Origin of the sequence: Frankia sp. ACN1ag (assembly GCF_001414035.1) — a bacterium.
GTDB classification, from domain to species: domain Bacteria; phylum Actinomycetota; class Actinomycetes; order Frankiales; family Frankiaceae; genus Frankia; species Frankia torreyi.
Genome location: NZ_LJPA01000016.1, coordinates 15946 through 29152, shown reverse-complemented (window position 1 = coordinate 29152; position 13207 = coordinate 15946). Strand labels below are relative to the sequence as shown.

Sequence of the window (13207 nt, the reverse complement as noted above, 5' to 3'; positions counted from 1 at the left end):
CCAGCAACCTCCAACCACTGGCGCTCGGCCGGGGCGAAGGCGGTCGGGGGCCTGCCCTCGCCGGAGGCCGGTGCCCGGCGCCAGGGTTCGGCCACACATCGTGGTTGGTCGGCCAGCCGACGGGAGCTGGTCGTCTAGGCTGGCGGTCATGACCGCTGCCGATGCCGCGCCCGCGGCCGACGACATCGCCGCGATCCAGGGCAGTGGTGAGGACGGCAACAGGGGTCCGCGCGTCGAGGCCAACGTCGTGGAGGCTGACGTCGAGGAAGCCGACGCGGTTCGGCTGGCCGCGCAGATCAACGCCGCGCGCGGGGAGATCGAGCGGCAAATGGGCATCCTGCTCACCGAGGCGAGCCCCGAGCGGCTGGTCGCCACGATGCCCGTCGAGGGCAATCGACAGCCCTACGGTCTCCTGCACGGCGGCGCCTCCGTGGTGCTCGCCGAGACGCTGGGCTCGGTCGGGGCGAACCTGGACGCCCCGCCCGGCTCGATGGCCGTCGGTATCGAGATCAGCGCCTCGCACCACCGGTCGGCGACCTCGGGCACCGTCACCGCCGTCGCCACCCGCATCCGTGGCGGGCGTAGCCTCGTCACCTACGACATCCGGATCACCGACGACGCCGGCCGCGTGACCTGCACCTGCCGCCTCACCTGCATGATCCGCAGCGGACTGCCGGCCGGCCTGAACACATCTGGCCCGAGCTGATCGGAAGCGGCCCGCCGCCGACCGGGACACGAAAACCGGACATGGATCGCCCTAATGCCAGTATTTTCCGGTTCTCCTGCCCACCCAGGAGGACACTCGAACTGACACACCGGACCACTCCGATGCATTGACCAGATGCATGGACCGCCCTAATCTCATCGCCCGTGGCACCCGGGATGGGCGAGTAGACAACGCCTGGGCTCGGGGAAGGTCCGGACGGCACCAAAGTCGGTCCCGGGTGCCTCACCATCGAGTCTCCGATCGCGCGAATCCCCGACCGGACCGATCGACCCTGGTTCCCGTCTGCGGCCCAGCCGTTCCCGCCGGCCGACGGGTCCTCCGGCCCGAACAGCACACCGGCCCGAACGGCACACCGGCCCGAACTGCACTGCACACCGGCCCGAATGGCACACCTCCGGGTCCGCCCGCTTGACGCCGGTGACCCGGAGGTAGGCGGGGCGGAACCGGGGTCCGCCGCGGGGTCACGGCTTGACGAGTGACTGGACCGGGCCGAGCACGGTCCGCTTCCCGTCCCGGACCTCGTAGAGGTAGACCGTCGACCCCTCCACCTCGCCGTTCTTACGGAACCGGATCCGCTTGGTGACGCCGGGGACGTTCACGGAGCCGAACGCGGCCGCGACCGACTCCCGGGTGGCCCCGGTGCCGATCTTGCGCAGCACCTCGATGATCGCGTTGGTGGCGTCGTACGCCTCGCCGGAGTACGTGCCCGGTCGGGCCCCGCTGTTGACCGTCCGGTATTCGGCGACGAAACCGGCCGCGGCGGGATCGCTGTTCGGATCCCCGCAGGCGCAGGTGAGCAGCGTGCCCTCGGCGTTGCCGACGCCGGCCTCCCGGATGAGCTGGTCGTCGTTGGCCCCGTCCCCACTGACGATCTTCCCGGTGAAGCCCTTGCTGCGCAGCGCCTTGGTCAGCAGGGCGAGCTCCGAGTAGTAGCCGGAGTAGTAGAGAACGTCCGGCCGCTCACCGATGATCTTCGTGGCCTGGGAGGTGTAGTCCTTCGTCGGGTTGATGCCGTCGTGGACGACCTTGACGTCGTGGGCGGTCAGCGCCTGCTCGAGTGCCCCGGACAGGCCGGTGCCGTACTCGCTGCGGTCATCCAGCGAGTAGACCTTCGTCGCCTTCAGCACCTTGGTCAGGTACTCGGCTGCGGCCGCGCCCTGGACCGTGTCGGGGGCGATCACCCGGTAGAAGGTGAGGAAGCCGAGGTCGGTGAGCGCCGGGTTCGTCGCCGACGGGCTCACCGACAGCAGGCCGGTCTGGGAGTAGAGCGGCTCGCTCGACTTCGTCGGCCCGGAGAAGACCGGACCGACGACGGCGACGACGCCCGGGTTGTCGAGGAGCTTCTGCGCGGCGGTCGGGCCCTGGTCGGGGTCGCCCTGGTCGTCCGAGGCGACCAGCCGCAGCCGGAACGGCAGATCATCGCGTCGATTGGCCAGGTCGACGGCGGTCAGCACGCCGTCGTAGGCGTTGATGCCGAGCTGCTGGTTGTCGCCGGACAGCGGCCCCTGGAAGCCGATGACGAACTCCTTCTTCCCGACCTCTGCGGTGGAGCCGCCGCACCCGCCGAGCGCGGCCACGGCCGTCAGCACCCCCGCGGCCCCGAGCACTGCCCATCGCCGTCCAGGACCGCTCATGACACGTCCTTCCGCAGCACCTCGCTGCTGGTGTCGGCACCCGGGGCGCCGGAGTCGCCGGAAATGTCGTCGAAGAAATCAGGTAACCGATCGACGACTTGTCGCGACGAAACCTAGCCCGCGATATCGACCAAGGAAAGCTCGTAGTGAGCGTGTCGTAGCCTTGAGTGATTTCCTGGCGTGGATGTGGACGTGGACGTGGGGCTGCGGGCCACACCCACTCGGCCGGGTACGACCGGCAGCGCCACGGGAACCGACCGGCGGGTCAGGTCCAGGTCGTCAGGGCGACGAACCGGCCCCCGAGCACGGTGTAGAGGGCGACTCTCGGCGTGGGCGTGTCCCCCCAGCGATCGAAGCCGACGGAACCCGTGACGCCGGCGAACGAGCCACGGCCGATCGCGACCACGACGTCGTGCCGGGCGGCCGCGTCGACGGAAGGACGGCCGGGCAGCACTGTCGCCGCCGCCCGGATGATCGTCCGCGCCGCGTCATAGGCGTAGGCGGCCACCGGGGGAACGGCCTCGGCGCGACGTTGAGCGAGCTCGACGGCGGCGTCGTGGGCCACCTGCCGGCGCTGCGCCGCAGCCGCGTCGCCACCGGCGGCGCCGCTCCCGGCCGGGTCCCGCGCCGCCGATTGGCGACCCTCACGCGGCGGCGATGCCGGCTGGCCACCCGTCCCCGCGACCGCGGCCGCTTCGGGAGTCCGGGTGGCAGGCGGAGTCCGGGTGGCAGGCGGAGTCCGGGTGGCGGGCGGAGTCCGGGTGGCGGGCAGAGTCCGGGTGGCGGGCAGAGTCCGGGTGGCGGCCAGAGTCCGGGTGGCGTCCTCGCGGTTCCGCTCGCCGACGTCGGACCCGTCGGTACTGTCGGCGCCGCTCGGGGTCGTGCTGCCGTCGTCGTCCGCCGGACCGCCGAACCGCTGGGAGTAGTCGGCGACGAATGCACCGGCGGCCGGCAGCCTCGTCGGCGGGACCAGCAGACTGGTGATCAGGTCCCCGTCCGCGGCCGACTTCGCGTCGTCGGTGTAGCGGCGTTGCAGCAGCGCGTCCGAGCCCATGACCTGGATCGACGCGCCCGACGCGGCGAGCCGGGTGCGCAGCTTCCCGGCGAACGCCGCGCCGGTGGCGAGGTAGACCAGGTCGGGGGCCTCCTGCTCGATCGCCTCCACGGTCGAATCCAGCTCGGACCCGTCGGAGCCGTCCCCCTGGACCTGGTAGACCGACGTGACCGTCGCCCCCAACGCGGCGGCACGCACCGCGAACCGGCCGCCGAGCGTCGTGCCGTAGCGGGGTTCCCCGTCGACGACGGCGATGCGTCGGCGGCCGAGCGTCCGCACCGCGTACTCGGCGGCCACCCGCGCCTGCAGCTCGTCGGTGCCGGCGAGCCGGAAGTAGGTCGGGTAGGGGCGGGTGCGCGGGTCGATGCCGGCACCGGTGAGGGTGGGGTCGGCATTGGACGGGGAGACGACCGGGATGCCCTCGGCACTCAGCGCGGGCAGGGCGACCTTGGCCACGAGCGAGCTCAACGGCCCGACGACGCCGATCAGGCGGTCGTTGGCGGTGAAGGCGTCGGCGGCCTGGGCTCCCCCGTCCGGGCGGGACAGGTCGTCGTGGGTGGACAGCTCCAGGCGCCAACCCGGGATCGCCCCCGAATCGTTGGCCTCCTCGACGGCGAGCGCGACAGCGTTGCGCGCGCTCGTTCCCTCGGCGGACAGATCACCCGACAGCGGTGCCATGACGCCGAGGGTGGCCACCCGGGTCACGCGAACGTCGGCGCCGCGGTCGCTGTCGAGGGCGGTGGCCAGGATGAGCCCCAGCGCCGACGGCACGGCCAGGACCAGAGCGACGATCGCGGCGAGGATCGCCCGACCCCGGCCGGTGCGCCACCGCGCCCGGCTCCACTGCCCGATCCGGCCGACGACCGCCACGAGAGTCGCTCGCGCATGACCCGCTCGGACCCGCCACGGTCGCGCGGACCCCGGCGTCGCTCGAGCGGGCGCGGGGGCCTCCGCGCCTGGGCCTGAGGCCCCTGCGCCTGGGTCTGAGGCCCCTGCGCCTGGGCCTGAGGCCTCGGCGCCCGGGGAGGAAGTGTCGGCCTCGGTCGATGCGGGCGCGGGCGCGGGGGCGTCCGCCAAAACCGGTTCCGGTGCTCGGGGGGACGGCTGCGGCGCGTCCTCGGGACCGGGGATCGGCGCTGATCCCGGCGGCGAGGCGTCGCTCACCCGGTCCCCGGCCCGCGCGTTGCCGGGGACGGCACGGACGGGGTTGCCGGGGGCGGCACGAACGGGGACGTCACGACCCTGGCAGCGCCTCGCCCGACAGCACGGCCTCGGCTACGGCGCGCATCGTCCGACGCTGGTTCATCGACGTCCGCTGGATCCAGCGGAAGGCGTCGGGCTCGGTCATGCTGTGCTCGGTCTGGAGCACACCCTTCGCCCGCTCGATGATCTTCCTGGCCTCGAGCCGGCCCTGCAGGTCCTCGACCTCGGCCTCCAGGCTCACGATCTCCGTGAACCGGCTCATCGCCATCTCGATCGTGGGCAGCAGGTCCTTCTTCTGGAACGGCTTGACGACGTAGGCCATGGCGCCGGCCTCGCGGGCCCGCTCGACCAGCTCCCGCTGACTGAACGCGGTGAGGATGACCACGGGGGCGATGCGGTCCTTGGCGATCTTCGCGCCGGCCTCGATGCCGTCCATCCTGGGCATCTTCACGTCGAGGATGCACAGGTCGGGCCGGAGCTTGCCGGCGAGGTTGACGGCCATCTCGCCGTCGCCGGCCTCCCCGACGACCTCGTAGCCCTCCTCTTGCAGCATCTCCCTGAGGTCGAGCCGGATCAGCGCTTCGTCCTCGGCGATCAGAACCCGGCGCGGGTTCGAGGAGGGTTGGCTCATCGAGTCGTACTCCTGGTCTCGGAGGTGTGACCCTAGTGTGACAGGGCAGGGGAGTCAGGTTGACATCCTGCCCGAGCAGAGGAGGGCGGGAGGTCGAAACGCACCCTACCCGGATAGAGTCGTGGACGAGACGTTCCGGACCGGATCGATCACGATCTCTTCGCCCAGCTCCGCCCGGTCGTCTCCGCAGCGGCCCCGCCCGCTCGACCACGCTCCACCCGCCGGCCCCGGTACTCCAACGGCAGAGAGACGGTGCTCAAACCACCGACAGTGTGGGTTCGAATCCCACCCGGGGTACGTACAGCATCTACGCGACCTGGATGCCCAGTGGCCGCCGGGTGCGGCCCGGGGACGGCGGCCGTCACTCCCGCCAGATGGGCAACCTTGCCGAGGTCTGCCACCGGAATCCGCCCGAAGACGCGTTCGGCGTAGAAGTCGGCGATCGCGGCTTCAAGGACGTCTTCACGGATACGGACGCTCTTGGGGTGTCCGTCGAACTTGTCGTCACGGCCCCGGTTGTTCGCTCGGGGCCAGCACTTTTACCAGACAGGCGCACTGGGCCTCGCCGCGACCGGCCTTCCGGCACATCGGCGTCGAGGCCGGACCCGCCTCTGCCATTGGGGGGAGCGGCGTCTCGTTCTTTCGGTGGGTCTCCGACGCCCGGGCTGTCTCTAGGCTGGGTGTGTGTTCACTACCGGCCTGCGCTCGCTCTGGGACGAGCCCCGCGCCGCGGACACGCCCGAACGGGTGTGGCTCGACCGGGTGCTGGTCGGCGTGGTGATGGTGGCGGCGTTGCTCGAAGGAACCCTCCGAGAGGACATCACCTGGCGGCCGGTCGTGACGATTGTGACGGTCGGACTTGCGCCGGTGCTGCTATGGCGGCGTACTCACCCGTTGGTCTGCGTCGTGGTGGGCTTCGGCACCGGGATGGCGTTAGGACTGGCGAGCTGGCTGGGCGGGACCTCAGGCGTGGGCCTAAACACGATGATCTACATCCTGGTGCTCGTCTACTCGCTGGTCCGCTGGGGCTCAGGGCGTCAGATCGTGATTGGGCTGCTGGTGGTTGCGGTCGCCGCGGGGTTCAGCATTGCGACCGACTACACCGGGCCAGCCGAGCTCTTCGGCGGGTTGGCGGTCCTGGCGGCGGCGGCAGCGAGCGGAGCGGCGTTCCGCTACCGCGCCGAGAGTCGGCGCCGGGCGCTCGACCAGGTCCGCAGCCAGGAACGCGTCGGCCTCGCGCGCGAGCTGCACGACTCGGTCGCCCACCACGTCTCGGCGATCACGCTGCAAGCGCAGGCTGGCATGACGATGGCCGCGAAGCGACCTGAAGCGGCGCTCGAGGCGCTTGCGATCATCGAGGGGGAAGCGTCGCGGACCCTGGCAGAGATGCGAGCGATGGTCCGGGTGCTGCGTGACGGAGCGCCGGCGGAGTACGGTCCCCAGCCCGGCGTCGCCGACCTGATGCTCCTCGCCCGCCGCGAACCGGACCCCGTCGTCGACGTGGAGTTGGCGGGTGATCTGGCCGGACTTCGGCCCCAGGTCGACGCCGCCGTGTACCGGATGGCGCGGGAGGCGCTGACCAATGCGCTGCGGCACGCCCGAAACGCCTCGCGTGTGGAGATCAGGGTCGTCGAGGGCGCAGGAAGGCTGCGGCTCCACGTGACCGACGACGGCCAGATCGGCCCGGCGCGGCCGGCGACCCACGGTTTCGGGCTGCTGGGGATGACCGAGCGCGTGCAGCTGCTCGGCGGCACGCTACGCGCTGGGCCGACGCCCGAGGGCGGGTGGGCGGTCGACGCCGAGCTGCCGATGAAGTTGCCCCTATGACGACGCGCGTGCTGGTGGCAGACGACCAAGATCTGGTGCGCACCGGCCTGTCGATGATCCTTGACGCCCAGCCCGACATCGAGGTCGTCGGCCAAGCCGCCGACGGCAAGGCCGCCGTCGAGCTGGCGCATCGGCTCCGCCCCGACGTGTGCCTGGTCGACATTCGGATGCCCGGGCTGGACGGCATCGAGGTGACCGAGCTCCTCGCAGGGCGGGGCGTCGCGGACCCCATTGCGGTGGTGGTGATCACGACGTTCGACCTGGACGAGTACGTCCACGGCGCGCTTCGGGCCGGAGCCCGAGGATTTCTCCTCAAGGATGCCGGGCCAGAGTTGCTGGTGCAGGCTGTCCATGCCGCTGCCGTCGGCGATGCCCTGATCGCGCCGAACATCACCCGCAGGCTGCTAGCGACCCTTGCCGCGGGGGCCTCATCGAAACGCCGTACCCAACCGATCGAGCCGCTCACCCAACGCGAGGAGGAGGTGCTGAAACTGGTCGCTGTCGGCCGCACGAACGCGGAGATCGCCGCCGAGCTGTTCATCAGCTTGACGACCGCCAAGACCCACGTCGCGAGCCTGCTGGCCAAGATCGGCGCCCGGAACAGGGTCGAGATCGCGATGTGGGCCTACGACACCGGCCGGGTGGGGCACTGAACCGAACCTGACGTACATGCACGACGACTGGTCCCGGCCGGGGCGACCGAGGCCCACAACGAGCGCAGCGCCTTCGTCACCATCTGTCCACTGTAGGGACAGCGCGGCAGCGGCGGATCAGCCGAAAGCACGAGAGAGAGACCATCTCATCGGCCAGGCGAACTCCGGCCTCCGGGCCGGTGTGCCCGCCAGCGGGCTCAGCGATCGTGGACGTACCGATCCTCACCAACGACGGAGCCCATGATGAGAACGCGTCAACCCACCACCACACTGGAAGACCAGCCGATCCCGGTGAGAGCCAAGCTCGCCGCGGCGTGGACCAGCTTCATGTTCCTGTACGCCTATGTGGACATTCTCAACTTCTTCACGCCCGGCGTCGTCGAAGACATCCTCGACGGCAAGGTCTTCGAGTTCGACCTCTCCCAGACCTTTTCGACCGCGGCGCTGACCCTAGTGGCCATCCCGATCCTCATGGTCGTGCTGTCGATGACGCTGCCCGCCCGGGCGACCCGCATCACGAACCTCATCGTGGCCTCGCTCTACGTTCCCGTCACGGCATTCAACGCGGTGGGCGAGTCCTGGCCGTACTTCTACGGCCTTGGCATCGTATTGGAACTGATCCTACTCGCCCTCATCGTGCGGTACGCCTGGACCTGGCCCCGCACCGCACCATCGGCGACCAACCCGGACCGTGAAACCGTTCGCGCCCCGCAGCAAGCGTGAACCCAAGAACGGTCCCCGTCCTGTTCGGAGCCATCTGCCTCGGTGCCGCGGTGTGGGCCTCGTGGCCGTGGGACACCAACTACCACCACTGGGACGTCGCGTAGGGGCCTTCCAAGGCCCCTACCGGCAGGTGGCTACGCGGATGCCGCGCACCACCGGGGCAGTTGCACGGATGCGTCCTGTGATGTAGCGCCCGACGGGACGCGGGTCGCGGCACCAGCGACCGCGTCGATCCGGTCTTCCGGAATTTTGATCTTCATCGTGATCTCTTTCTGGTCATGGTCGACCTCGATGGCCCGTTGTGTGACGTCGTAGAGGGTCCGTTGCAGGACATCAGGGGCGTCGTGCAGGGTGAGGCTCAGCTGCGGCAGGACTTCGAGCAGGCGCGTGGCGTCTGAGGTGCTGTCCGTTCTACGAACAGCACCTCACCAAGAAACTCGTTGTTGGCCAGGTAGCGGTCCCCACCGGAGAGAGGTGGCCATGGTGTGGGCGTGACGGGCTCGGCTACTGGTACGAGCTCGGCTACTGGCAGTGGTAGCGGCAGGCGATGATCGCGATCTGGCCGGGCTCGACCGCATAGACCAGGCGGTGTTCGTCATCGATCCGCCGCGAGCGCAGGCCGGCGAGGTTGTTGCGCAGCAGTTCGGGCTTGCCGATCCCCTGCCCCTCCGGATCGCGTCTGATGTCCGCGATCAGGGCGTTGATGCGCTTCAGTGTCCTGCGGTCCTGGCCCTGCCAGTACAGGTAGTCGTCCCAGGCGTGGTCCGTCCAGGTCAGCTTCACTCGTCAGGGCCCACCGGACGCTCGACCGCGCCGCCCGTACGCCACTGCTCCACGCTTTCCATCAGGCGCCGCGCGTTCGCGGGCGTGCGCAGCAGGTAGTTGGTCTCCACGATGGCGTCCCAGTCCTCCTTGCTCACCAGGACCGCGTTCCCCCGCTTCGAGACGATCTCTACCGGTGTGTGATCGGTGTTGACCTGCTCGATCAGCGGAAACAGCGTCTTACGTGCCTCACTGGCACTGATCGCCGAAACCATCCTGCCACCTCCCGAGCACCTAGTCGTACCAGATACGGTACAACTTTGGGGGGCGCGTGTCAGCTGCTCGTCGAGCCGGTGGGCTGTACATCCCACCTCCGTGTTTTCGATCAGCAAAAACTCACGTGCGGAGGGCGGGCGGTGGCGCGGCCGTGGCGGCGCCGGCGGCGATCAGCCCGTCGATCGTTTCGCGGGCGATCCCGACTTCGGTGAGTACCTCGATCGTGTGCTCGCCGAGTACCGGCGGGGCCAGATGCAGCTGGGTCGTCAGGTCGCCCAGGTCCCACAGTGCGCCCGGCTGCTCGAAGCCGCCCCAGTCGTGGTGGCGGTAGCGGGCGATCAGGCCTGCGGCGTCGTTGTCGGCCGAGTCGAAGAACGCGTCGCGCTGGTCGAGCCGGACCTCCTCTGCCGCCACACCCGCCCCGGCGAGCAGATCGAGCACCTCACCGGCCGGGCGGACGGCGGCCGCCGCCGCGAGCTGCGCCGTACTCCCGCACCCGAGCGCCTGGCAGGCCGCCGCGACGTCGCTGTCAGCGGTCGCGGCCATCGCGACCCACCCCTGCGCGCAGGCCAGCAGGCGCCGTCCCGGTGTCGTGGTCAGCTGCGCCTGGTCGAGCATCGGCACCGGGGCGAGGGTGCCGTCTGGTCGCAGGTAGGTCTCGCTCGTGGTGAGCACCCCGGCACCCAGCAGGGACGCGGCGACCGAACTCGCCCGACCGGTCCGGTCCCGGGCGAGGACCGCCCATAACGTCGCGGCCGCGGACGCCATCGCGCACTGGTGGTCCATGAACCCGAAGCGGTGCCACATCGGCGGGTTGCCCTCGCCGCCGCCCATCCGCTCCCATCCCAGCGACGACTGGAACAGCTGGTCGTAGCCGGGCCAGTTGGCGCGTGCGCCGTCCGGACCGTACGAACTCGTGTGACAGAACACCACGTCCGGATTCACCGCACGGACGGCCTGCTCGTCCAGGCCGAGCCGGCGGGCGGCCGGCACGCGCAGGTTGTGGTGCACGACGTCGGCCCAGCGCAGCAGGGCTTCGACGGCCGGCCGGGCGGCCTCGGACTTGAGGTCGAGGGCCACGGCGCGCTTGCCGCGCTGGCAGCCGACAAACGGCCAGTCGCCCCAGCGGCCAGGTTCGCCGGCCGCCGGTTCGACCTTCACGACGTCGGCGCCCAGATCGGCGAACAGCATCGGCGCGAACGGCCCGGCCAGGAACGCGCCGAAGTCCAGCACCCGTAAACCCTGAAGCGGGAAACGCAGCGACTCGACCGGCCCGCCCGCGGCGGAGTCCGCGTCGGCGCGGCCGCGGTCGGTGGCCGTGCTGCGGGGCGTCCAGTGCCTGGCGGCCACGTCCTGGTGCTCACCGAGCCGGGGGGCCGAATTGCGGACGGTGGCAGGCGGGTCCAGCGTGACCGGATGGCCGGGCACGGTGATGCGGCCGGCCTCGGGGTCGTCGAGCTGTGTGACGTACCGGTTGGCCTTCGCCTGCTCGTCGTCGAGGACCGCGCCGAGCGGCAGCACGGGCTGGGCCGGCCGGTCGTTGGACCACAGCTCGGCCAGCCACTCGGCCGCGGGCCGGCGGCGGAACGCCTCGACGTTGGCCCCCCAGTTCGGGAACGCTCTGGCCATGATCCCCCCGGCGTGGCGCCGGTTGGCCTCGGCGACCTCGTCGGCACCCATCTCGTCGAACACCCGCTTCGTCAACGGCAGGTCGTCGGGGGACGGCGGCATGACGTGGATCCATTCGCCGTCGGCGCACTCGAACAGCGGTGTCACTGCCTCGTCCTTGGGCATGCCCGCCGCGAGCAGGGCCGACGGCGCCTCGGCCCGGTGCCAGTGCATCATCATCGGAACGAGCGCGCCCTGGACGAGGCTGGTGTGCACCGGCCCGCCCCGGCCGGTCCGCCCCCGTGCCACCAGCCGGGCCGCGATCCCGGTCGCGCACAGCCACATGGCCCCCCAGCTGCCGAGCGGGAACCGGACGTGGACCGGCCCCGGCCGGTGCCCCCGTTGCTCGTCGAGGAGGCCCAGTCGCGCCAGCGCCAGCAGGTCGTCAACCGGACGGTCCGCGTCGACGTGGTTGGCCGGCCACGCGAGCACCGACGAGACGACCAGCGCGGGGTAGCGGCTCCCGACAGTGGCGTCGTCGAGGCCGAGCCGGGCCGCCGTCGTGGGACTGTACGAGTGGACGAGCACGTCGGCGCCGCGCAGCAGCTCGTCGAGCCGCGATCGCCCCTCGGGGGAGTCGACGTCCAGCACCAGCGACTGCTTGGAACGGGCCCAGGTACGGAAGCCGGGCAGGGCGCGATCGGGGTGGCCGCCGGGCGGCTCGACCAGGACTACCTCCGCGCCCGCCTCGGCCATCAGCATCGTCGCCGTCGGCCCGGCGACACCGGTCGACAGGTCGACGACCCGGATTCCGTCGAGCAGTGGTGCGGGCATGCGGGCTCCCTTTTTTCTCGGGCTCTTCTCGGACGCGAGTGTCACAGCCGGCTGGCCAGATAGTCGAGCGCGTGGTCCCAGGACTGGTCGCGGGTCGTCTCGTCGAACCCCTCGCCCCGCAGGTAGTCCGGCATGATCGTCACGTGGCCCTGCCCGGCGAGCCGCCTGGCCACGTCGACCATCTCGCTGGTCAGACCCCATACCTCGGCGCCGACGACGACCGCGGGATAGGTTCCCGGCGCCGTCGGCCGGGATAACATCGCCGTGACGTCACCCGTGGCGGTGGGTAACGACACGTACGAGAGCTGTACGTCCGGTTCGGATTCAGGCAGCGTCGGATACACCTTAATCACCCCAAATCTCCAGGCGTTCGGACAACCAGTCGACACTGCGACCTAATCGCCGACGCGTAGCCTTCGTCCTCGATGGCGGGCCCGAGGACCTCGATCTCAAACAGGCCTCCACGACGAGTACCCGAAAATCAGCCCGCAGTCTAAATCAGCTTGATAGCGACTGTCCGGATTCAACGAGGCACATCGCCCGGAGGGCATCGGCGCGGAGCTGCACGACCAGACTCCGGGCCCTCTTCGACCCGACCCGCAGCCGCTTCCGTAGCTCGTTTGCCGAGATCGGCCGGCGGTGCTTTTCCAGTAACAGGCATCCTCGCGGCGCGCCCGGTCCAAGAGGGCACCGTCCTCCACGGCGGCTGCGTCTTGGCCGGACTTGCGCTGCGCAGACACAGCTGGCGACGCCGCACCGGCGCCATGGTCGCCGTCCTGCTGGTCCGCAGGGACTTCAGCGGGTGCCACCCGCACACCTGCCCGTTCCGGCTCAGGCTGCGGGACCGGGACGTGGACGTTCGTGCGGACGCCATCGGCGTCCTTCATCTGATCCGTGCCACCCGCCGAGTTCGACTGCTTGACCGATGACGTGGAGCCAGCCTCGCCCGCCCTGCCGGCCTCGTGCGCCGAGCCGCAACGCGAGCAGCCACACATTGCCGAACGCGAACAGGAAACTCAAGCCGACGACCACGATCATGATCGCCGTGACCAGCCGGACGGTCACCGCCCGCGCCTCCGCCGGCCCTCCCCCGCCGGCCATCAGACCTTCCCGCCTTCACCACCGACACCAGCAGGATCACCATCGAGATCCCCACGGCGACGGCGACCCATCCGGATCGCCGCCCGAGCAGTCACAATCAGCTCAGATCGCTTACCGGACCATGAGGATGACGAACGAACCTCACCGTCCGGACTCGTTGCTTCGGTCCGCGTG

At 70.5% G+C, this 13207-nt stretch carries 12 protein-coding genes and 1 tRNA gene; 5 read left to right on the top strand and 8 right to left on the bottom strand.

Annotated elements, in window-relative coordinates; genetic code table 11:
* Positions 1 to 148: 148 nt before the first annotated feature.
* A complete protein-coding gene (locus UK82_RS16045; protein WP_082121803.1) occupies positions 149 to 706 on the top strand; it encodes a PaaI family thioesterase in 558 nt (185 codons plus the stop codon).
* A gap of 482 nt (positions 707 to 1188) precedes the next feature.
* Here the strand turns inward: UK82_RS16045 and UK82_RS16040 are convergent, their stop codons facing one another.
* The 3 genes from UK82_RS16040 to UK82_RS16030 form a co-directional block, all read right to left on the bottom strand.
* Complete coding sequence (locus UK82_RS16040) at positions 1189 to 2361, bottom strand: branched-chain amino acid ABC transporter substrate-binding protein (protein ID WP_173667300.1); 1173 nt, start codon at positions 2359 to 2361, stop codon at positions 1189 to 1191.
* A 265-nt stretch (positions 2362 to 2626) separates the two neighbouring features.
* Positions 2627 to 4285 carry a branched-chain amino acid ABC transporter substrate-binding protein gene (locus UK82_RS16035; RefSeq protein ID WP_055407966.1) on the bottom strand — a complete coding sequence of 553 codons (1659 nt, stop codon included), beginning with the start codon at positions 4283 to 4285 and terminating at the stop codon, positions 2627 to 2629.
* A gap of 364 nt (positions 4286 to 4649) precedes the next feature.
* Positions 4650 to 5249 (bottom strand): ANTAR domain-containing response regulator, encoded by a 600-nt coding sequence (locus UK82_RS16030; RefSeq protein WP_011605735.1) that lies wholly within the window; start codon positions 5247 to 5249, stop codon positions 4650 to 4652.
* A 224-nt stretch (positions 5250 to 5473) separates the two neighbouring features.
* Between UK82_RS16030 and UK82_RS16025 the strand changes: the two genes are divergently transcribed.
* The 4 genes from UK82_RS16025 to UK82_RS16010 all read left to right on the top strand — a co-directional run bounded on the left by UK82_RS16025 (position 5474) and on the right by UK82_RS16010 (position 8452).
* Positions 5474 to 5546: transfer RNA gene (locus UK82_RS16025), tRNA-Leu, on the top strand.
* A 387-nt stretch (positions 5547 to 5933) separates the two neighbouring features.
* Complete coding sequence (locus UK82_RS16020) at positions 5934 to 7076, top strand: sensor histidine kinase (protein ID WP_055407964.1); 1143 nt, start codon at positions 5934 to 5936, stop codon at positions 7074 to 7076.
* Positions 7073 to 7729: a response regulator transcription factor gene (locus tag UK82_RS16015; protein ID WP_009399358.1), complete on the top strand. Its 657-nt coding sequence runs from the start codon at positions 7073 to 7075 to the stop codon at positions 7727 to 7729. Before UK82_RS16020 ends, UK82_RS16015 begins: the two co-directional genes overlap by 4 nt.
* Before the next feature lie 243 nt (positions 7730 to 7972).
* Positions 7973 to 8452 carry a DUF6326 family protein gene (locus tag UK82_RS16010; RefSeq protein ID WP_055408024.1) on the top strand — a complete coding sequence of 160 codons (480 nt, stop codon included), beginning with the start codon at positions 7973 to 7975 and terminating at the stop codon, positions 8450 to 8452.
* Between the two features lie 522 nt (positions 8453 to 8974).
* Here UK82_RS16010 and UK82_RS16005 read toward each other — a convergent pair.
* The 5 genes from UK82_RS16005 to UK82_RS34085 all read right to left on the bottom strand — a co-directional run bounded on the left by UK82_RS16005 (position 8975) and on the right by UK82_RS34085 (position 12997).
* A complete protein-coding gene (locus UK82_RS16005; RefSeq protein WP_055407962.1) occupies positions 8975 to 9235 on the bottom strand; it encodes a Txe/YoeB family addiction module toxin in 261 nt (86 codons plus the stop codon).
* The gene (locus tag UK82_RS16000) at positions 9232 to 9489 is read right to left on the bottom strand and encodes a type II toxin-antitoxin system Phd/YefM family antitoxin (RefSeq protein ID WP_044884754.1); all 258 of its coding nucleotides are present in this window, start codon (positions 9487 to 9489) and stop codon (positions 9232 to 9234) included. The genes UK82_RS16005 and UK82_RS16000 overlap by 4 nt, the downstream gene beginning before the upstream one ends.
* Before the next feature lie 121 nt (positions 9490 to 9610).
* Complete coding sequence (locus UK82_RS15995; protein ID WP_055407960.1) at positions 9611 to 11932, bottom strand: CoA transferase; 2322 nt, start codon at positions 11930 to 11932, stop codon at positions 9611 to 9613.
* Between the two features lie 41 nt (positions 11933 to 11973).
* Positions 11974 to 12192 (bottom strand): dienelactone hydrolase family protein, encoded by a 219-nt coding sequence (locus tag UK82_RS15990; protein ID WP_128423288.1) that lies wholly within the window; start codon positions 12190 to 12192, stop codon positions 11974 to 11976.
* A 571-nt stretch (positions 12193 to 12763) separates the two neighbouring features.
* Positions 12764 to 12997, bottom strand: coding sequence for a hypothetical protein (locus UK82_RS34085; RefSeq protein ID WP_173667299.1), 234 nt, complete (start codon positions 12995 to 12997; stop codon positions 12764 to 12766).
* Positions 12998 to 13207 lie beyond the last annotated feature (210 nt).